This window comes from Desulfogranum marinum (assembly GCF_016918565.1).
Taxonomy (GTDB): Bacteria; Desulfobacterota; Desulfobulbia; order Desulfobulbales; family Desulfobulbaceae; genus Desulfogranum; species Desulfogranum marinum.
In genome coordinates this window covers 16,458-36,956 of the sequence record NZ_JAFFQD010000006.1, presented here as the reverse complement: position 1 = coordinate 36,956, position 20,499 = coordinate 16,458, and the positions used below count along the sequence as shown (strand labels likewise).

16 protein-coding genes are annotated in these 20,499 nt (G+C 49.0%); 6 read left to right on the top strand and 10 right to left on the bottom strand.

Annotation, left to right across the window (positions count from 1 at the left end):
* Window positions 1-96 precede the first annotated feature (96 nt).
* The 10 genes from JWH17_RS05465 to JWH17_RS05420 all read right to left on the bottom strand — a co-directional run bounded on the left by JWH17_RS05465 (window position 97) and on the right by JWH17_RS05420 (window position 12,321).
* Window positions 97-3,177, bottom strand: coding sequence for an FAD-dependent oxidoreductase (locus JWH17_RS05465; protein ID WP_205221573.1), 3,081 nt, complete (start codon window positions 3,175-3,177; stop codon window positions 97-99).
* A gap of 14 nt (window positions 3,178-3,191) precedes the next feature.
* Window positions 3,192-4,676, bottom strand: a complete 1,485-nt coding sequence (locus JWH17_RS24310; RefSeq protein ID WP_438941060.1) for a 4Fe-4S dicluster domain-containing protein — start codon at window positions 4,674-4,676, stop codon at window positions 3,192-3,194.
* 15 nt (window positions 4,677-4,691) lie between these two features.
* A complete protein-coding gene (locus JWH17_RS05455; RefSeq protein WP_205221571.1) occupies window positions 4,692-5,252 on the bottom strand; it encodes a hydrogenase maturation protease in 561 nt (186 codons plus the stop codon).
* 410 nt (window positions 5,253-5,662) lie between these two features.
* Entirely contained in the window at window positions 5,663-6,817 is a 1,155-nt protein-coding gene (locus JWH17_RS05450) for a hypothetical protein (protein WP_205221570.1), read from the bottom strand.
* A 29-nt stretch (window positions 6,818-6,846) separates the two neighbouring features.
* Window positions 6,847-8,226 carry a TIGR01777 family oxidoreductase gene (locus tag JWH17_RS05445; protein ID WP_205221569.1) on the bottom strand — a complete coding sequence of 460 codons (1,380 nt, stop codon included), beginning with the start codon at window positions 8,224-8,226 and terminating at the stop codon, window positions 6,847-6,849.
* A complete protein-coding gene (locus JWH17_RS05440; protein ID WP_205221568.1) occupies window positions 8,219-9,121 on the bottom strand; it encodes a TIGR01777 family oxidoreductase in 903 nt (300 codons plus the stop codon). Before JWH17_RS05440 ends, JWH17_RS05445 begins: the two co-directional genes overlap by 8 nt.
* 177 nt (window positions 9,122-9,298) lie before the next feature.
* Window positions 9,299-9,922, bottom strand: coding sequence for a CDP-alcohol phosphatidyltransferase family protein (locus JWH17_RS05435; protein WP_205221567.1), 624 nt, complete (start codon window positions 9,920-9,922; stop codon window positions 9,299-9,301).
* Window positions 9,915-10,622 carry a TIGR04283 family arsenosugar biosynthesis glycosyltransferase gene (locus JWH17_RS05430; protein ID WP_205221566.1) on the bottom strand — a complete coding sequence of 236 codons (708 nt, stop codon included), beginning with the start codon at window positions 10,620-10,622 and terminating at the stop codon, window positions 9,915-9,917. Before JWH17_RS05430 ends, JWH17_RS05435 begins: the two co-directional genes overlap by 8 nt.
* Window positions 10,619-11,254 (bottom strand): TIGR04282 family arsenosugar biosynthesis glycosyltransferase, encoded by a 636-nt coding sequence (locus JWH17_RS05425; protein WP_205221565.1) that lies wholly within the window; start codon window positions 11,252-11,254, stop codon window positions 10,619-10,621. The genes JWH17_RS05430 and JWH17_RS05425 overlap by 4 nt, the downstream gene beginning before the upstream one ends.
* Window positions 11,255-11,268: 14 nt before the next feature.
* On the bottom strand, window positions 11,269-12,321 hold the full coding sequence (locus tag JWH17_RS05420) for a phosphotransferase family protein (RefSeq protein WP_205221564.1): 1,053 nt from the start codon (window positions 12,319-12,321) through the stop codon (window positions 11,269-11,271).
* Between the two features lie 494 nt (window positions 12,322-12,815).
* Between JWH17_RS05420 and JWH17_RS05415 the strand changes: the two genes are divergently transcribed.
* From JWH17_RS05415 to JWH17_RS05390, 6 genes are all read left to right on the top strand, one after another.
* Complete coding sequence (locus JWH17_RS05415; RefSeq protein WP_205221563.1) at window positions 12,816-13,352, top strand: hypothetical protein; 537 nt, start codon at window positions 12,816-12,818, stop codon at window positions 13,350-13,352.
* 223 nt (window positions 13,353-13,575) lie between these two features.
* Window positions 13,576-15,990 (top strand): Lon protease family protein, encoded by a 2,415-nt coding sequence (locus JWH17_RS05410; RefSeq protein WP_205221562.1) that lies wholly within the window; start codon window positions 13,576-13,578, stop codon window positions 15,988-15,990.
* 193 nt (window positions 15,991-16,183) lie between these two features.
* Window positions 16,184-17,137, top strand: coding sequence for a DMT family transporter (locus JWH17_RS05405; protein WP_205221561.1), 954 nt, complete (start codon window positions 16,184-16,186; stop codon window positions 17,135-17,137).
* A gap of 16 nt (window positions 17,138-17,153) precedes the next feature.
* A complete protein-coding gene (gene ada / locus JWH17_RS05400; protein ID WP_205221560.1) occupies window positions 17,154-18,218 on the top strand; it encodes a bifunctional DNA-binding transcriptional regulator/O6-methylguanine-DNA methyltransferase Ada in 1,065 nt (354 codons plus the stop codon).
* Between the two features lie 81 nt (window positions 18,219-18,299).
* Entirely contained in the window at window positions 18,300-18,722 is a 423-nt protein-coding gene (locus JWH17_RS05395) for a GNAT family N-acetyltransferase (protein WP_205221559.1), read from the top strand.
* 286 nt (window positions 18,723-19,008) lie between these two features.
* Window positions 19,009-20,112, top strand: a complete 1,104-nt coding sequence (locus tag JWH17_RS05390; RefSeq protein ID WP_205221558.1) for a GGDEF domain-containing protein — start codon at window positions 19,009-19,011, stop codon at window positions 20,110-20,112.
* Window positions 20,113-20,499: the final 387 nt, after the last annotated feature.

Below are 20,499 nucleotides of genomic sequence, written 5' to 3'. Positions count from 1 at the left end.
TCTCGGTATCCGGTACGTCGATATTATCCATGACGCTTACTGGTTCACTTGTTGCGGATCCATAGTTCGGTGATTGGTGCAACACTGTTCTGGTCGTTATACTTCCAGCGCCGCCACAACCTGTTCTCGAATTTGATCAAGGGTAAAGCCGGCCACATTAATTCCCCGTTTGGGGCAGGTGCCCTGACAGAGACCGCAACCCTTGCATTTAGCCTTGTTAACCGTCACCCGCTTGGAAGTAATACCTTCCTCATTGGTAGATTCGGTCAGACTGATCGCATGGTAAGGGCAGACATCTATACAAAGAGCGCAACCATCACAGTTTTCCTTGACCACTTCAGCCTTGATGGCCTCCAGGTTGATGGACTGCTTGGAAAGCACTGTCGCCGCTCTTGCTGCCGCTGCCATGGCCTGGGAAATGGATTCCTCCACAGGCTTGGGATAGTGGGCAAGGCCGGCTACAAACAGCCCTTCTGTTGCAAAATCAACCGGGCGCAGTTTAGCGTGCGCTTCCTGGAAAAAGCCGTCACCGTCCACCGGCAATTTAAACAGGGTGCCGATCTTTTTGGCGTCGGGGTTAGCCAGAATGGCCTCGGCCAGCACTACTGCGTCTGCCTGGATGGATACCGGTCGGTGTAGGACATGGTCCATCACCTTGACTCGGAGACCGTGCTCTGCATCCTGTTTGACTTCAGGTGCACCGTACAGTTCGTAATTGATAAAAAGAACACCCATTTCGCGTGCTTTTTTATACAATGCCTCGCGCTCTCCATAGGAGCGGATGTCACGATACAGGATATAGATTTGCCTGCTTGGATCTTCACGCTTGAGCTTGATCGCCGTTGCAATGGAGTGGGTACAGCAGACCTTTGAACAATACAACCTGTCAGTCTGCCTGGAGCCGACGCACTGGATAAAGACCACCGATTTGACGGATTTGGTGTTTTTATCACCAACGCGGCGGGCAACATCAAACTCAATGCCGGTATAAACTCCTTTCAGCTTGCCGTAACCATATTCCGTCACTGGTCGGTAACGTTTTCCACCGGTAGCTATAACACCAGCTCCGTGGTCAATGGTTACGGTTGCACCGTCTTTCTTCTGCACCGTGGTTTTAAAGTTACCGATAAACCCTTCCACAGCGCTCACTTCTGCTTCCATGTGCAGGGTGATGTTATGATGTTCGTCGATACGCTGGGTCAACTGGGCGAGTTGCGGCTGGATATCTTCACCCTGCCAGGTGCGGTCAAGCCTTTTGGCAAAGCCGCACAGTTGGTCAGTTTTCTCAACCAGGTGGACAGGGTATCCCTGATCTGCCAGGTTAAGGGCCGAGGTCATTCCTGCAAGACCGCCACCAATGACCAGTGCGGTTTGATTGACATCAACCGACAGTTGGTAAAGTGGCTTTTGGGGAAGGACCTTGGCCACTGCCATCCGGATCAGATCTTTTGCTTTCTGAGTGGCCTTTTTCGGCTCAGCCCCGTGGACCCAGGAGTTCTGGTTACGGATATTGGCCATCTCAAACAGGTATTCATTGATCCCTGCTTCTTTCAGGGTCTCCCGGAAAAGCGGTTCATGGGTACGTGGGGTACAGGCTGCAACCACAATCCTGTTCAGTCCCTTTTCCCTGATCCGTTTTGCCATTTGGTCCTGGGTGTCCTGGGAGCAGGAAAAGAGGTTACGCTCTACGTAGACGACACCTGGCAGTGTTTCTGCATAGGCGGCAACGTTCTCAACATCCACAACGCCGGCGATATTGGATCCGCAATGACAGACAAAGACGCCAACTGCGGTTTCTTCGTTACTTATGTCACGCTCTTGGGGAAAGGTCTGCTGCTGGGTAAGGCTGCCTCTGGAATTGCTCAGTAACTGAGCAGCACCAGCTGCGGCAGCAGAGCCTTCCATAACCGATTGCGGAATATCCTTGGGCCCGGCAAAGGCGCCGCAGGTGAAAATACCCGGCTTTGAGGTGAGTACCGGCAGGAAGTTGGAGGTCTGGGCAAAGTTGCCGCTGGTCATGGCTATGCCCAGGTTGTCGGCAAGGTTGACCACCTCTTTTGGGGTTTCAAGGCCAACCGAAAGCACGACCATGTCGTAGAATTCCTCAATCTGGCGACCATCTTCGTTTATATAGTGAACCCTGAGGTCACCTTCTGCGTTGACAGGCTCGACTCCATGGATTCGACTCCGGATAAAACGGACACCCGAATCCTGTTTTGCCTTTTCATAGTAGCGGTCAAAATCTTTACCATGGGTTCGCATGTCCATGAAAAAGATACTGGTTTCCAGGCCTGGCGCATGATCCTTGGCAATAACAGCCTCTTTGATGGCATACATACAGCAAACCGAAGAGCAGTAGCCATTGCCGCATTTATTCTCGTCGCGGCTGCCGATACATTGCAGGAAAGCAACCTTACGGGCGGGTTTGCCGTCGGAGGGACGAATCAGATGCCCTTCGGTCGGCCCCGTTGCTGAACAGTACCGCTCAAGCTGCATGGTGGTGATGACATTTGGATACTTGCCATAGCCCCAGATGTTAGCCTCGCTGGGGTTAAAGGCCTGAAATCCTGGTGCCATGATGATCGAGCCCACGTTAATTTCGTGGATTTTTTCTTTATCATCAAAGTTGATGGCTCCTGCCGGGCAGACCTTTTCACAGGCACCACAGCGGCCCGGTTTGTTCAGATAGATACAGTTGTCCGGATCTATCTGGTATTTGAGAGGGACAGCCTGGGAGTATTTAACATAGATGGCCTTACGCTTGCCTGTACCGGCGTTGTATTCGTCTGTAACTTTTTTAGGACATTTTATCGCGCATTCACCACAGGCAATACATTTGTCCATATCCACATAGCGGGGAGATTCCTTGACGGTTACGGAAAAATCTCCTTCGCTGCCCTTGACGTCCATGACCTCAGATAAGGTCATCAGTTGTATATTTAAGTGCCGACCGCACTCAACCAATTTTGGCGCGATTATTCACATCGCGCAGTCGTTGGTGGGAAACGTCTTGTCCAGTTGGGCCATGGCACCGCCAATAGCCCCGCTGTTTTCCAGCAGATAGACAAAGTAACCGGAGTTGGCGAGGTCAAGCGCTGACTGCATTCCTGCAACCCCGCCCCCAACGACCATGACTGATCCGACAGTTTGATTTTGAGACACCGTTATTTCCTCCATAGTAACTTCGAATATTATTCGGCTGTTTCCTTATCAGCTTCCACTTCCTGGCCGGGAACGACCAGTGAGTCAGCAACCAGTTCCCAGAGATATTTGACTTCGATTCCAAGATCGAACTCTTTGTTCAGGGATTTCATGAGCTGATCCCTGCAGTTGTGACAGGGAGCAATGACAAGTTCTGCGCCGGTGTCTTCAATCTGTCTTGCCTTGACCCTGCCATAAAAAATGCGTTCTGCATTATATGGGAGTGCCCAGGCACCGCCGCCGGCTCCACAGCAGTAATTGAATTCACGGTTAGGTTCCATGTCCTGGAAGTCAGCACAGCATTCCTTGGTAATGATTCTGCCTTCCTCGTAATACCCGTAACCAAAAGCCTTTTCCGATTTCCTGCCGTAGTTGCAGGGATCGTGATAGGTAGCTTTCATGGTATGGAAATCTTGGCTGAGGGTAATCTGACCGGATTGGATGTATTCAAGCATCAGGTCGAAGACTGAGTATATTTTGATTTTTTCGAGTACTTCAGGAAACCATTTTTGCAACCCAGACCGGGTCGCGAAGTATGCATGGCCTCATTCGGGGAGGAGAAGGGCTTCGCAGCCGAGTTTCTCTATATTGTCGACAATTCTGCCGACAATGATTTTTTGCGACTTATCGTCACCGGAAAAAAGACCCCAGTTCACGCCTTCCCAGTTTTCACTGGCAACTGTCCAGTCCTCTTTTGCGGTGTGGAAAATTTTCCACCAGAACTTCATGTCATCGGGTTCGGCAAAAGGTTCCTTGGAGTTGATGGTTACCAACAGGCGAGCACCTTTTTTGTCGACTGGGACTGTAAACCCAGGGCACCCTTCTTCCTGCATTTCTTCCGCGAGATCTTCCAGCAAAAACAGAAAATCATCTTTTGGAATGCCAAGATTATTCCCTCGCTCAAGGCAGGTGGCAACACCTTTGTGGATCGGCCCCGGCACCTTGTCACGTTCCCTTTTGGAGCGCAGCTTCCGCATGAGGGCAACGATTTCAATGTTCATGGGACAAGCGTTTTCGCACTTGGCGCACATGGTACATTTCCATGGCCAGGTGGAATCAACTAGCTCGTCTTCCAGGCCAAACATAGCCATGCGTACTATTTTGCGGGGATCAAGGTCATCAACGCCTGCAATGGGACAGGCGCTGGCGCAGGTGCCGCATGTCAGGCAGGCATCGGCCCAGGAAGGATCCGTATAAAGGCTGTCTGTTTTTCGGTTGTTGAGGTCAATGGCATGGTTGCCGTTCTCCATTTCCGCCAGAGACTTAATTTCTTCGACCTCAATGGCCATGTTGACATCAACCTTGGGTACACGACCGAATTTGTCGCAGAGTTTAATGTACTCAGCAACATCCATCATGTAGCGTTTTCCAGGCCCTTCTTTGGCCGGTATGGTCCCAGTCCTGATCCAGTCGCGGATGGTGTTGCGGCGAACACCAATTTCCTCGGCCAGATCAGACGCTTTGAATTCATACATCATAGTACTGTCACCTCATTTGTGAGTCGCAGACACAATGTCCATTATCAAGTTGCAGGCAGTCGGCACTGCCTGTTGTATATCCAGTGAGAGGCCCTCAGTAACCTCTTCTGCCGGTTCGCTGATTTGAGCTACAACAATTGAAACCTTCACCTTGGTAAACTCCTGCAGTTCCTGCAGCATATTGACGGTCGGGAACTGATGGAGGGAAAAATCGTGTATTTTCTGGGCGGGAATGGCATCCGGGTCGATAGTGAAAACCTCGCCCGGTTGCCGGTCTTCGCGGTCTATGGAGTCAACAATGATGATATGTTTCGGGCGTAGTGTTTCGGCCAGCAGAAAATCAAAGAGCTGGTCTCGAATCGATGTTCCGGCATCTATTGCCTCAACCTTTTCCGGGAGAGCGTTGTCTTTGTTTAAAGCGTTGATAACAGCCGGCCCAAAACCGTCGTCACCAAGATAGATGTTTCCGCAGCCAAAAATAACAACATCAGGGGCTGTAAATTTTTCTACAGGGAAAGCAGAAGTGAAATCTACGGTGTGCTTATTGTGTAAACTGTCTGGAAAGGATGCCATTTTTCTCCTACTCATGCAGTCAAACTGGTTGGTGTGGTGTAGAATTTATCTCGTATAGTACCATCCTGGAAGCTATGCAAGCGATTTTTGTTGCAAATATGCAATGTTTACACTTTGCACAATTCGCATATCGAAAATCTAAGTTTTCCGAAATGGTGACAACTATTGATTCCTATTGAAGGATTTTGAATTGCTGTGTTGGAGAAGGCAGGAAAATACGTGGTGTGAAAAAAAATCACCGCTAAGTGGTGATGGAGAGCTCAGATAAATTGAATTGATACAATAAGATAAGTTTAATTGATTTTAGAGGGGCCTAACAATGAAGGAGGTGGGAAAGGGTCTTTTTCGATGAGTTGTGATCTTATAAACTGAGGTTTGTAAGGCACCATCAACTCACCGAACACGTAACATCAGGTTTGAGGTGTTTGTGTGGGTGCAGCCAACACCTCGTCTTCGACAAAGACCAATCGTTTATCAACCGTACTGTGATTGAAAAAGAGGATCACCAGCAGCCAGCAGTAACAAACTACGGCCAAGATGGCATAAAGAGGAAAGAAGTAACCAAGAGGGCAAAGAATGAAGACTGTTACCCAGTGGAGGATTATTAGCTTTTGCGAGTGGAGCTGGATAGGAAAATCCGCATGCCGACTGATTACGGCCATACCACTGAGGTTCCATCCGTAGAGTGCGGTAAAGGCATGGAGCCGCAGTAACGGGTGGCTGATCTCTTGTGTATAATATTGGGAAAATGACAGCAGGATATAGGCAATCCCGGTTATAGAGGTGATGAGCAGAAACATGATGCCGGAGGTGAGGAAAGTTTTTTGCTGTAGTCGTATACCTTTTTGCCAATAGAGGTAGAGAATATAGACAACTGCCAGAAAAAGAATGGTCGCTATTACCACTTGAGAAATAAAAAATTCTGCAAGAATAAATAGAAAAAAAATGATAACGCCCAGATTAATGGTCCAGAAGGCTGCTTCCTTAAATACTGCAGTGATTTGGATGCCGTCATTTCTCATAAGCGAAAAAATGACTGACATGGAGATCAGGGAAATCGGGAAAGAAAAGCCAAGAAAAAAAGTGTCGAGCTTTAGTTTTTCAATAGTGAACCAGTGCAGGTAGACAGAGTTGAGAATCACTGGGCTGGAAAAGATCAAGGCCAGGGAAAGGCAGAGCAGCGCTGCCTGGTGAAATTTTCTGGCCACACTTTCCTGTCGCGAAAATAATGCTCTTGGGAAACAGCAGTCAAAGTGGGTCATTCGCACCTTCTCCGTAATTACGGCGAGGCAGAGCGGAATGATCAATGCTGGGATATACCACTGCATGAAGGCACAAAAGGCAAAAGCAAGTGCCAAGCCGAGAAAAACCTGGCCTCGTTTGGAGAGTTGGGGTTTATCCTCGGTAAAATAAATGAGGAGTGTCCCGCCGCTGCAAAGGTTGAAAAGAAAGATATGCAGTCGTTCAAAATTGAGTATTTCAGGGGCAACCAGATGATGAAGAAACCCACAGCCAAGGGCGATGGTCATCATGGCCAACAGTAATGATTTCAGTTTCCAGCTCACTGTTATTAACTTCCGATATGATGTTGAGATTATTTTTTGCCCAAAAGTGTTTTCAGGGCGGTTTCCAGGGAGGGGTGGCGAAAGGTAAAACCCGATTGCTGCAGCTTGTCTGTTGCAACCCGACATCCGCCGAGCAGTACTTCAGAAGCCATCTGCCCGTACAGCGTTTTCAGCGCACGCGCAGGAATACCAGGCAAAAGGGGGCGTCCCACGACCGTAGCCAGGGTGCGCATCAGTGCGGCATTGGTGACCGGTTCCGGGGCCGCAATGTTGACCGGTCCGCAAAGGGTATCGCAATGCAGGGCATGGAGCATGGCCGATATCATGTCATCAATACTGATCCAGCTGATGTACTGCTCGCCTGATCCGAAACTTTTAAAAAAACCGACAGGAGACGTGCCAAGGAGGCGCTGCAGCGCTCCGCCTTTGGGGCTGAGCACCACACCTATGCGCATAAAAACCGTTCTGATCCCCGCTTGTTCGGCAGGTGTGGCTGATCGTTCCCAGAGCGAACAGACATCGGAAATAAAATCGGTCCCGGACAGATCCTCTTCGCGCATGCAGCAATCTTGGCAGTCACCGTAAAACCCGACTGCAGACGCACTGAGCAAGACCTTAGGCTTATGGGCGAGTGCGGCAATGGTTCTTGCGATCAACCCTGTTCCCTGTTCGCGGCTGGCAATCACCCGCTGTTTTTTTGCATCGCTCCAACGACCTTCACCTATATTGTCACCTGCCAGGTGGATTACCCCGTCAAGCTCCGGTAGGGCCTTGGTGTCTATGATACCCTGTTCCGGATTCCAAAATATTTCATTTTTTGCGGGGTCTGGTGTCCTTCTTACCAGCCGCCATACTTGATGGCCGCCTGTCGTCAGTAAAGGGCAGAGCGCCCGGCCTAGGACACCGCTGGCTCCGGTGATCAGGATGCGCATCGGTTTGCTGCTGTATTTTTTATGGAGCTCGATATCACCTCGCAACGTCGCATGGCGATAAGAAAATATCCTTTCCAGCATGGACTCAACCATACGCTCCGAAAAATCGGGCAAGAGCGAGTGGACGGGCAGTCTGTATACGATACTGTCTTCCAGTTTGCTTCCTTGTGGATCGGTATAGAACAAGTGGCTGTGCTCCCAGCGGGCAAATGGCCCCTTGTGCTGGATGTCTTTGAACATCACACCTGGAATGTCTTCCACGTGGCGTGCGTGCCACTGGTAAGGGATGGGGCCTGCATGCAGTTTCAGGGTGGTGGTTCCTCCTGGAGCTATTCCTCCCTGTTTGGCAATAACAGAGGTGTTTTCCCAGGGAGGAATCAACCTTTCCAGAGCACCTTCACGGCTATGCCAGGCGTACAATTCGTACGGGGAACAGGGAAAGCTGGAGGCGTAGGTAAAGGTTTTGTCTTCAGCCACGAAGTATCTCCTGCAGCGCGGGTTTTAGTTCCGGATAGGAAAAAATGTACCCATGGTTTTCAAGGGCCTCGGGAATAGTTTTTTGTCCCTGGAGTAACGATTCGCCAAATTCTCCAAGGATAAGCTTCATTATAAAGGCCGGGGTCGGAAGAAATGCCGGACGATTGATAACCTGGCCAAGTTGACGAGCAAATTCTTTTTGGCGAACAGCCTGTGGAGCTGTAAAGTTGAAGGCGCCATGGATGTCATCACCGAGCAGGATGAAGAGAATGGCGTTTATGATGTCATCAAGGTGGATCCAGGGAAACCATTGTTTTCCAGAACCGATCGGTCCTCCAAGGCCAAATTTAAAGGGCAGTTTCATGGTCTGTATCGCACCGCCTCCTTTACCAAGGACCACACCAAACCGCATCAAGGCAACCCTGCTCCCCTTTTGCTCTGCTCGGAGAGCCTCATTTTCCCAGTCGCGACATACTTTGGCCAGAAAGTCTGTTCCATTCTCAGCTGTTTCTCTTTTTTCATGTTCGCCTCCATCACCATAGTAGCCTGCTGCAGAGGTGCTGAGCAGGATCGTGTCTGCATTGGAGGGGATAGCCTCAACCAAGTGACGGGTCGTGAGTACACGGCTATTGTAAATCTTTTCCTTGTAGCTGGCGGTCCAGAGATTGAATACAGAACGACCGGCCAGGTTGACAAAGGCTTCGTGGTCGGCAACGCTTAGCTGCCATTCACCTGGCTTGCTGGTATCGGCGGAAATATAGTTCAGATGTGGGTGAGATGGGAGACGGCATTGACTGCTGCTGCCGAGTATGGTGGTTTCATGGCCAAGTTCCAGTAAACGCGCGGTCAGTGCCGCACCGACAAAACCGGTTCCTCCGGTAATGAAAATCTTCATTGGCTCCTCCTCTCTGTTGTGGCATAGGCTCAAAATGGTAAGTCTTCTTTGGTAGCTTGTAGCGTTGCCTGTTTCCGGCTAAAGATGAACTTTGTAACAATTTATAATCATTTGAGATTGTTTGCCCACTCATTTCTTGAAAATAGAGTTGAATTTAGCAGACACAACGTGCTGCGTTTATTTGAATCTTTTGTGCTCCTTGCATACCTGGTACCCATAGAGGATTCGCATACAAGCAGTGAAAAAGCAACAGCTGCCAAAAAACCAGGCAACAGGTTGAAAGAAGACTGGAAACAGGCAGCAGGCGGCAAAAAAGAAAATGGTTTCCGTGCCCTCTGTGAGCCCACCTAGATAGTAAAATCCTTTGTTGGGGAGGCGGAGGCTGATCAGCTGAAAACGTTCTGCCATAATCGAAAAGGCAAGAAAACTCGCACTGGTGCCCATAAAAGAAAAAAGGAGGAAGGACGCTGCAAGGCTGTTCTCGGCAGGGTTGCTGAGTCCAAAGCCAAAAACCACTGCCGCGTAGAAAAGAAAGTCCAGTACAATGTCCAGAAAGGCGCCGCTTTCAGTAGGCTGGGTGAGTCTGGCCAGTGGGCCGTCCAGTCCGTCTGCCAGGCGATTGACGAGAATGACAGCAAGCGTTGTCAGGTAGCAGTGCTTCCATAGCAAGGGGATAACAAACAGGCCCACTGCAAAACCGCTGAGAGTGACCTGGTTCGCACTGATGCCGCATCGGCTGAGGGCAAGGGCTCCTTGGGGCAGCGGTTTGTTGAGTAATTTGAGGGAGAGTCGGTCAAGCATGGCTGCCTCTTTTGACTCCCTTTGCACGTTGATATAAGCGGGCGAGTCGAGCAGGAGGGATGCCCATCAGGTGACCAATGATAATCAGCTGGTTTATAAGGGTGGTTTTGACAATACCCATGTTGTCCCACCTGCGGCTGGAGGTGATCACGGCCTGGGGCAGGGTTATGATTTTTCCTCTTTTGCCTAGGCTGCGTACAAAATAATAGTCTTCCATTATGGGCAGGTTGGGGAAACCACCAACAGCTCGAAACGTTGCAGCTGTGGTAAAAAGCCCCTGGTCGCCATAAGGCAGCTGCAATATTTTTGAGCGGAGATTGGCTCCGGCAGCAATACAGTGCAATGACCAGTGTGCACTGTCTATATACAGGGAAAAAGCCCCGCACGATACATCGGGTATTTGCAGGGCTTGCGTAATGAGGGGGGCGTACCCTTTGGGGAGTAGGGTGTCTCCGTGGAGGAAGAGCAGGATGGTTCCTGCTGCATGATATGCACCAGCGTTCATCTGTGTAGCCCTACCTGGCGGACTATGGATAACTGTCGCACCTGCCAGGGTAGCCAGTTCCTCGGTATTGTCGGTGCTGCCGCCATCCACCACCACTATTTCGATTGTATCGCCGGCCTCAATGGTATCGATCACAGTGGTAATGGTTGCAGCTTCGTTGAGGGTGGGGATAATAATCGAAAGCATTGTGTTCATCCCAGCAGCTCACTTGGCAGGGTGTCAAGATCATCTGGTCGGTCGATATCGGGCAGCAGGGGAAGCGGAGCAAAGGTGATGTGATGCTTTTTGAGTGCGGCAATGGTTTGTTTGCATACCTTGGAGGTGGACCAGGTAATGTCTGTAAACAGTGAGGATAAAAGCCAGGGTAGGGCCTGCCGGTGAATACCAATCAGATAATAACCGCCGTCAGTGGATGGGCCGATAACTGCCGTATGGCTTGTAAGGTCGCTGAAGGCTTTTTTTAACAGGGGCGTGTCAATGGCAGGAATGTCGCACCCTATAAGAATAATATGCTCTGCACCATCAGTGTAGCCATCCATAAAGGCGTTATACATACGCATGCCAATATCTTTGCCGTGCTGTTTTACATAGCGAAATTCCTTGCCCAACCATTGTTCCATCTGCCGCACTGTACCGCCATCGTAGTAGACGAAAATATCTGTTGCTTGATCACTGCGGAGCAGCAGAGCCTGTTGTATCATCAGCTCCGTCATTTTTCGCTGCAGCTCAGCCGCACCATGTGGACCGAGCTGTGGTATCAGCCGTGTTTTAGTCGTTCCTGGTTGTGGGAAACGGGTAAAGAGGATAAGGCGTCTCGGGGCGTACATGGGACTGGTAATAATCAGAACCGAATAAAAGGGGAAAAAAGGGAGCGTATAAACGTGGCATCCATATAGCGGGTCAGTGTTTTCCAGGTTTGCTCATTGCGTACTCCTGCAAAATCCTGTTGATAAGCAACCCATGCCATGGCTGACCAGGAAATGCCGCGCAAGAGCACATAAGGCATTTTTAATCGCATGCGCTCATCCAAGGTATCTTTGAGGGACTGATTGTGTATGTGTTGTGTGTAGGTGTTTAAAAAAAGCTTGGTTGACAAAGTATCAATACGGTAGTCTGTTTTCCAGAGGGTTGTCAATGGGGAGATAAAGTGGCACAGGTCACTTGAGGGGTCTCCCCAGCGTGGCATTTCCCAGTCAATGAGGTGGATGGTGTCGTTTGTTGGGTTAACGATGAAATTGCCGGAATTGACCTCGGTGTTCACGATGCATTGGTAGGGAGCATCCAGGTAATATGTTTCCTTTGTTTTGTTCTCCGCTGCCCAGGCCAGGATATCCTCCAGCAGGGAGGCTATTTTTCGGTCAGCAATGGGGGCCTTGAAATAGCTCTCCAGCAGTCCGCTGCATTCATCAAAAATAAGGGTCAGTGGTTGTTCTTCTCTGATCAGGTGGTTGTTTTCCGGGGCCACCTGAACTTGATGGATCGTACTGAATACCTTGGCTGCTGCTGCAATGTCGGTGGTGTAATTCAGCGACCTTCCCGGCAGGTATTCCATGATCAATATCCCCTTGTCTATCAGCTCTTTGCTGTCATCCACATGGTAGGGCTGTGGTGTAACTCCGGAGTGGCGAAGAAGCTGCAGCGCGTTGTATTCGTAGAGGATTTGGTCTGGTCGATTGATCTGGGAGGCAATATTGATCCGGAACACTGCTTTCGACATCGGTCCGGAAAGCAGGTAATTGATATTGTATTCTCCTTGAGCCAGTGGCTTGACCGATATGGCTGCAGGCTTGTCGCCACCTGGAAACGGCGGTTTTATTTGCTCAAGGTAGTTCATAACCTTGGACTGATATTCGGCAAAAGGGGAATCGTTTGAAAAAGAATTGTTAGAGTCCATGGTTACCGGTAGGGTGTAAAGTAAATGTATGCATTATTTTGATTGTCTTCTCCTCATAACATAAGAGCTTCCCGAGTTAGTTGGAATTGTACATTATTCTGCACCCCTTTGGGGCGCTAATTCGCGTTTTGGCCGTGATCGTCAATATTGCTCATATGCGTTTCTAGCGACATTTGGACAATGGGGCACGAGAAGTATCCTTGTCTTGAAGAAAAAACGGCTACAGCAATGCTCCAGTGAGTGTTTGCGGAATACACTAAAAACCGAGTCGATCTAAAATCGAAAAATATATGGCACAAAATGAGAGGCTGAACAAGCCATTCGGAGTACATAAAGGTATTGTGTGATCCCCAACAGATCCAGTAAAGATAGGATTTTTTCACCAGCACCATTTGAAGGTAACGACAATACAGAGCAGGGCAACGTAATGAAGTTTGCTTCCTATTACTGACGCCCGACCCATCTTAAACCTACTTCTTAAGAGGAATAACAACTTGGAAACAGATTTCAAAACCAATCTCCTTAAAATGGCTAACAGAATAAGAACGGATGCCGGCTATGAAGTAAACAATGATTACCACAAGTCATCATCCTTGGTAGCGTCCGATATAATGGTCAAAATTCATGCCGCCAAGTTAATCTTTCCATCTGCCGAATCACTTGGTGTTAACGATGCTATTACAAGTTCTATTATGATGTGTTTGATATGTTCCAGTATAGCCGACAATTTGGATAACGAAGGGGTGAAAGTTGATGTAGCTGAAATTGTAAATGAAACAGGCAAGACCATTTATGCACTTCTCGCAGAAGACACCGCGCAGACAATCGTTAACAAAGGTTTTGAGAACTATCTGGTGCTGGTAAATGCCGTTACCACACAAGAGCAGATTAAAAAGTTTATCGAGACAATGTCCAAAATAACTACCTCATACATTGTATCATCCAATATGAATAGTGATCAGGAAGTGCAGGAAAAAGTGATGTATGTCTATGGCCAGCAGTTTGACCAGTTAAAACAGACGCTTGCTTAAGTGTGGGGATCCGGGCCGGGTGGCTCGTGAGGAAAAAAGGAGCAGGTTCTGCTTATTTTTTCCGTTGGTGCGGAGATGTCATTGACAGAGGAACTCTCCGTTTTCCAATGGACATTGCTTGTCATGACTGTCACTTGAAATATTTTAAAAAAGATGCCTTGAATATTGGCTTTTTCCTTTTCGCCGGAAAGCGTTTTTTTATCATCTTATCATTATACTGCCTATGTCGATCTCGAATCTGTCCGTTGATGAACTCCGTCTCACCGTTAATCCCGACGCGCTTGGGTTTGCCGACACCTCGGAACTGCTGGGACAATCGCTGCCTTGGATTGGACAGGAACGTGCTGAAAACGCCGCGCGCTTCGGGCTGGAAATGGAACAGGCGGATTATAACCTGTTCGTACTGGGTGAGGTCGGTAGTGGCCGCTCTTCGCTTCTCCAACAGGCTATGCAGGAGGTAGCCTCAAAAAGACCGACTCCGCCAGACTTGTGCTACTTGCATAATTTCGACACGCCGAAACATCCCTGCGCGGTACGCCTGCCCCCAGGGCAGGGTCGTTTGCTCCGCCAATACATGGACCGCATGATGAAGAATTTGTTGACGGAAATACCGCTTCAGCTTGATGGCCCGGATTTTAAGGTGGAAAGCGAGCGGATAGAAAAATCCTACAATGAGGAAGAATCCAAGGCCTTTGCTGAACTTGAAACCTTTGGCGAAGCTCGTCATTTCAGGATGCACCGCGAAGCCAATCAGATACTCTTCACCCTGCACGGTAAGAAGGGGCATGCCATGACCGAGAATGAAATGCTTGCCTTGCCCAAGGGGCGACGTACCGCTATCGCAAAGGCAGAGCAGGAACTGCTCGCCGAAATCAATCGTTATTTCGAGAAAACCCGTCCTTTGGAACGGACGAAGAATGAGGCCCTTGCTGCCTTGGGTCGTCAGGTGGTCAAACCGCTGCTGGAGAGCGAGTTACAAAAAATTCGAACTGCACTGGAGATCAATGATTCCGCCAAGCTCGACGTCTATCTGGATCAGGTTATGGGCGACCTGCTCGACAATCTGGAATTATTCAAAGCGTCTGAAACCGATGATGAGCTGCGCACAGAAACGTTAAACAAGGTGCTGTCTCACTATCAGGTTAATTTGGTGGTGGACAATCACGGCTTGGATGGAGCGCCGGTTATCGTTGAAGACAATCCCGTGTTTCGTTCACTGTTCGGCAGCATTGAGTACCAAACCGAGAGCGACGTGCTGGTAACGGGATTTTCCCGTATCCACGCAGGTAGCCTGCACAAAGCTCATGGAGGCTTTCTGATGCTCCATCTTCGTGATCTGCTCACAGACCCTCTGGTGTGGGAAAAACTGCGACGTTTTTTTCGCAGCGGACGCCTCCAGATTGAGGAGCCAGGCACCGCCTTTGCTCCGATAGCGGCTGTTTCGCTTGTGCCCGAAGCGGTTGACGCCACCGTAAAGGTCGTTCTGATCGGCTCGCGCGAGCTCTATTATGAATTACAAGAGGGTGATCTCGAATTTGCTCGCCGTTTCCGGGTGAAGGTGGACTTTGCCGGCCGATTTGCCGCCAACGATGATACGCGTCGCGCTTCGGCAATCTTTGTTGCGCATACCTGTCAAAAACTGGACCTGCCCCATTTCTCAGCAGCTGCGGTCGCGCGTCTGTTGGAACAGGGCCATCGCGAAGTAGAAGACCGCTCACGCCAAAGTGCCATCTTTGGCCGCACCAAGGCGCTGGTAATGGAAAGTGCCGTCCTGTGCCGGAAACAAGACGCTTGCCTGGTCGAGGCGAGTGATGTCGATGCGGCTCTGGCTGCACGCAAACTGCGTCATGATTATCCTGAGCAGCGTATGCTGGAAGCCATCGTCGAAGGCGAGGTGCTGATTTCCCTGCATGGAAGTCAGGTCGGTCGGCTTAACGCCTTGACCGTCGCGGACTCGGGGGATCATTGCTTCGGTTTCCCCATGCGGGTCACTGCGCGGACCTATGCGGGTGAAGATGGGCTGATGAACATCGAGCGCGAGGTGGAGATGTCCGGTCCTGTCCACGACAAGGGGGTGCTCATCCTCCAAAACTATCTGTCAGCGCTGTTTGCACGCAACGCCCCTCTGGCCCTCAATGCTTCTCTTGTTTTTGAGCAGGAATACAGCGGCATCGAAGGCGATTCTGCCTCCTGTGCCGAATTGTATGCCTTACTCTCGTCGTTGTCCGGATTGCCGCTCAAGCAGGGCATAGCGGTGACCGGTGCACTCAATCAGCACGGCGATGTACTCCCGGTGGGCGGGATCAATGAAAAGATCGAAGGTTATTTCAAGGTCTGCGCCGCTGCCGGACTGGACGGCAGTCAGGGCGTGCTGATGCCGCATCGAAATCGTCGCCACTTGATGCTCGATCACCAGATACTCGAAGCTGTGGGCCAGGGGTTGTTTCATATTCATGCGGTAGAGCATGTCTCCGACGGACTGGAACTGCTCACCGGAGTAGTGGCGGGCTGCGCAAACAAAAACGGCGTCTTTCCACGCGGCAGCGCGTTGAGCCATGCCCAGAGAACCCTGCTGGCTTATCGAAAGGCTTGTCGGGACTCGCAACACGGCAAGACGGTGGACAAGCATTCGCCTTGAGCATGGTACTACGAAGAGGTGTTCGGGGAGCGATCAATCTAGAGCTACGAAATAGTAAGATCAGGCTGTTCCTGTTCGCCGAATATACGCTGAGTGACTTTTTAGAATTACATAGCAAGAATCTGAGTGTTTCTTTTCATGCGGATTGTATCATGTTTCTCCAATCGAAATAAGTATCCAAGGGAAAAAGCACATGCAATCCACTGTAAAGTCAATGAGCCCTTATGAGTGGCTACTGTTAGTCGTTTTGTCAATTTTATGGGGCGGTTCTTTTTTCTTTGTCGGGGTGGCGGTCGAAGCTCTTCCTCCGCTTACCATTGTCACTCTCCGTGTGTCTTTAGCAGCAATTGCCCTTTGGGGAGTTGTCTGCTTTTGCGGTTTGAGAGTGCCATCTAATCCCACCGTATGGCTTGCATTCATCGGTATGGGTATTTTGAACAATGTTATTCCATTTGTTTTAATCGTTTGGGGGCAGACCCATATTGCGAGTGGACTGGCCTCGATACTCAATGCAACCACGCCGTTATTTACAGTTGTTGCAGCGCATTTTCTGACCAGTGATGAAAAGATGTCCACGCTCAAGATTTTGGGCGTCATCTTTGGTCTGATCGGTGTTGTAATAATGATTGGGCAGGAAGCGTTTGGGGGACAGGGAGGCAGTATTCTCGGGCAGATCGCTGTGCTGGGGGCTGCAATTTCCTATTCTTTTGCAGGGATTTATGGACGTCGCTTCAAGCGGTTAGGCCTACAGCCTGTTGTAACTGCAACAGGACAGGTAACGGCCTCCAGTCTGCTGCTTATTCCTGTTGCCTTGTTTTATGATCATCCCTTTACGTTACCAGTTCCTGATGTTGAGGTGTGGCTGGCGATCCTTTGTTTAGCCCTGTTCTCTACAGCGCTTGCTTATATTCTTTATTTCCGCATCCTGTCAGCTGCAGGAGCTACTAATGTGCTCCTTGTTACATTGCTCGTGCCTGTCAGCGCGATAGTGCTTGGAACAGCCATTCTCGGCGAACAGCTTGAACTCAAGCATATGGTCGGTATGGGTATGATTAGTCTTGGCTTGTTGACGATAGATGGTCGTCTGTTGCAATTAATAGGTGATAGATTCCGCATTCAGCCAGTTTGCCAAAAAAAGAATGGTTAATGGATAGGGGCCCAAAATGGCCGATGCGCAATTCAGTACAGATGGTGCCAGGTGGAAAGCCGTTGTCTCTAACGATTCGAGCGCTGATGGTGCATTCTATTATGCAGTAAAAACTACGGGCGTGTATTGTCGCCCGAGCTGTACATCCAGATTACCCAACCGGCCAAATACAGAGTATTTTGCAACCTGTGCCGAGGCCGAAGCGGCAGGTTATCGAGCATGCAAAAGGTGTAGACCCACGGAAACGTCAAAGGTCGAGGGGCTTGAGCAGAAGATCATTCATGCATGCAGGATTATAGAAGAAAGTGAAAAATTTCTCCCATTAGACAAATTAGCAATGCTCGTAAATTTGAGCCCTTATCATTTCCATCGACTTTTCAAAAAGATAGTTGGTGTGACTCCAAAGCAATATGCTGCCAGGCATCAATCACTGCGTTTTCAAAAAAATCTCAAAACAAGTCCATCTATTACTGATGCGATTTATTCCGCTGGATATGGTTCCAGTGGCAGCGCCTATGATAAGAAACGAGACCAATTAGCAATGAAGCCTACGGTCTATCGCAAAGGAGCCGCAGGAGTACTGATAACCTATGGAGTTGCTCCGTGTTTTCTCGGGTGGATAATTGTTGCCGCAACTGACCGAGGAATCTGCGCGATTGAGTTTGGAGACAATGCAGACATGCTTCCAGAACTGATTCAGACGCGATTTCCAAATGCTCAGTTCAACAGGGATGATGTCGAATTTAAGGGGCTGGTTAACGACGTTGTCGATTTTATAGAATCACCAGAAGATACGTTTCAGCTGCCTCTTGATATTCAAGGAACAGCTTTTCAACAACAGGTCTGGGAAGTCCTAAGAGAGATAAAACCGGGCGAAACAAAGAGCTATACCGATGTAGCTGCGCGTATTGGCAAACCAAACGCGGTCCGGGCTGTAGCATCTGCATGTGCTTCCAACAAACTAGCAGTAGCTATCCCATGCCACAGAGTTGTATCGAAATCTGGAAAAACGGGTGGGTATCGATGGGGAAAGGAACGTAAGAAAAGACTGCTTGCATGTGAACAAGAGTCAACCGGGTAAATAGGCAGGCTCTAGGGCTTATGTATAAGCAGTCTATTTGTGTTGAACAGTTACTAACGTAGAACATTTAAGGAAAGTCAAATGCAACTCGTCGTAAAAAATGATTGCGTCGGAATTGAATGGGAAGATGTCGCAGCAACGTTGCAACTCGCTGGTATGGCATTTCATGACCCTGATAAACACCGGAGAGCCTTTGAAGCCAGCTATGCGGTCGTTTTCCTGTACGATAGCGGAAAACTGATAGGATTTGGGAGAGCTATTTCAGACGGAGAGTATCAAGCAGCAATCTACGATTGTGCAGTTACTCCAAGCTATCAAGGCAAAGGGCTGGGAAGGGTGATTATGGAGAATCTTCATGCCGGTATCGCCCATTGCAACATCATTTTGTATGCATCCCCGGGAAAAGAAGGATTCTATGAAAAATACCATTTTCGAAGAATGAAAACCGGTATGGCGTTGTTTACTGACCGGGATGCGAAAAAAGAGAAGGGGTTCACCGAATAAGCTCTTCGACTTCGTCGAGGTAGCAATCATATACCTATGATAGTTCCATAACCCGGACTCCCGGGGAAGAGGGAGCAGGCATGCTTCCCATGATGTTTCGCCTTACGTATATATACATCTGGCCCCCTGTGGTGTATAATGATGGAATTCTAATTGTTTCGCTGTGGCGGGACTGGTATTGTTAGATTCTTATGTGTTAAATGAACGGAGGCCGTAGTAGCTGGGTATCCTGCTGTTGCTGTCCAATTTTGTTGTTTTTATTCATCGACTGCAGGTGGTCTTGGGTATGGAATCATTTGAATGGGGAGCGCAATTTGTTTTAGGCATTGCTGATGTCGATGAGCAGCATCAGTGCCTAGTGGCTATTATAAACAGGTTCGGAGAGGCCGTGACTGAAAATGTGCTTGATGAAAAGTTCGTCAGTGGCATTCTGGAAGAACTTGCTGAGTACGCTCAGACTCATTTTGCATGCGAAGAAAAGTTGATGCATGGACATAATGTTGATCCCAGACATGTTACGCCTCATGTTGTTGAGCACCATGATTTTTTTGTTGATGTTGCTGGTTTTACCAATTCGATTACTCCAGGCAACCAGAAAGGATATCGATCGCTGTTTGAATACCTTGTCCATTGGCTTGCTTACCACATACTGGGAACAGACCGCGACATGGCTCTTCAGATCGCTAACATTGAAGAGGGCTTCGATCCAGCACAAGCGTATAATAAAGAAAAACGAGCTGTCAGCAAGTCGACAGAACCATTGCTAACCGCTTTAAATGGTCTTTTTGCTCTTGTTTCTGAGCGAAATAAAGCGCTTTCCCAATTAAATCAAACATTGGAAATACGGGTAGCAGAACAAACGCGTGACCTGCTGAAAGCCAATGAAGCACTGGAACACATATCTATTACAGATCCTTTGACCCAGCTCCCCAACAGACGATTTGCCATGAGGCAGCTGCGCTTGTTGTGGGACGAAGCGCTTTCGAACCATCAGCCGTTGGCCTGTCTTATGATAGATGCTGATGGTTTTAAGACTATTAATGATACGTATGGCCATGATGCCGGTGATCATGTTCTCCAGCAGCTTGCCAACGAATTACGTGACGCTGTGCGAAGTGATGATATTGTGTGCAGATTGGGAGGTGACGAATTTTTTGCCATTTGCCCCAATACCGATCTCGATGGGGGGCTGCATGTTGCCAATCAGATTAGGAGGAAGGTAGCTGCGCTTAAGGTCCCAGCCGGCAAGGGCTATTGGGCTGGATCTGTCAGTATAGGTGTTGCCGTAAAACGCGCTGAAATGAAAGACATTGAGGCACTTATAAAAGCTGCTGATGAGGGTGTCTATATTGCCAAAAAAGATGGAAGGAATTGCGTCAGGACAAGGTAATGAAGAAGGCGTGCCACTTTTTTTATTGATATCCCCTTGCAGGGAGGCGAAAACAAAACGTGTTGTACGCGTTTTGTTCGGTCAAGATCGAAGTGATTATTGTTGCATATTTGAATTTGGTGCATCTTTAATCGGAAAATATGGGGTTACGATTAAAGGTAGCTTTCAACTAAGAGCTAAAAGTTGTCGCTCTACCCCGAGCTGTAACTGTTCAGTAGTGTTTGATGCATCTTGCTAATGCTATGCTTTTTTTGTCTCATTGTACGTTGAGGTAAGCATAGATTCCGTGGGTTGCCTGTGAGTTACACCTGTTCAACTGTAAGGAGGTCGCATGTTCCAGTGTATTCTCCGATTGACCACTTTGCCTCAACCCTTTCCGCCCGTAAA

Excerpts from the sequence above, each read along its gene's own strand:
- JWH17_RS05440 (WP_205221568.1), bottom strand. The coding sequence starts at position 9,121 with ATGAAGATTTTCATTACCGGAGGAACCGGTTTTGTCGGTGCGGCACTG.
- JWH17_RS05395 (WP_205221559.1), top strand. The coding sequence starts at position 18,300 with ATGCAACTCGTCGTAAAAAATGATTGCGTCGGAATTGAATGGGAAGAT.
- JWH17_RS05410 (WP_205221562.1), top strand. The coding sequence starts at position 13,576 with ATGTCGATCTCGAATCTGTCCGTTGATGAACTCCGTCTCACCGTTAAT.
- JWH17_RS05420 (WP_205221564.1), bottom strand. The coding sequence starts at position 12,321 with ATGGACTCTAACAATTCTTTTTCAAACGATTCCCCTTTTGCCGAATAT.
- ada (WP_205221560.1), top strand. The coding sequence starts at position 17,154 with ATGGCCGATGCGCAATTCAGTACAGATGGTGCCAGGTGGAAAGCCGTT.
- JWH17_RS05435 (WP_205221567.1), bottom strand. The coding sequence starts at position 9,922 with ATGCTTGACCGACTCTCCCTCAAATTACTCAACAAACCGCTGCCCCAA.
- JWH17_RS05405 (WP_205221561.1), top strand. The coding sequence starts at position 16,184 with ATGCAATCCACTGTAAAGTCAATGAGCCCTTATGAGTGGCTACTGTTA.
- JWH17_RS05455 (WP_205221571.1), bottom strand. The coding sequence starts at position 5,252 with ATGGCATCCTTTCCAGACAGTTTACACAATAAGCACACCGTAGATTTC.
- JWH17_RS05390 (WP_205221558.1), top strand. The coding sequence starts at position 19,009 with ATGGAATCATTTGAATGGGGAGCGCAATTTGTTTTAGGCATTGCTGAT.
- JWH17_RS05425 (WP_205221565.1), bottom strand. The coding sequence starts at position 11,254 with ATGTACGCCCCGAGACGCCTTATCCTCTTTACCCGTTTCCCACAACCA.
- JWH17_RS05430 (WP_205221566.1), bottom strand. The coding sequence starts at position 10,622 with ATGAACACAATGCTTTCGATTATTATCCCCACCCTCAACGAAGCTGCA.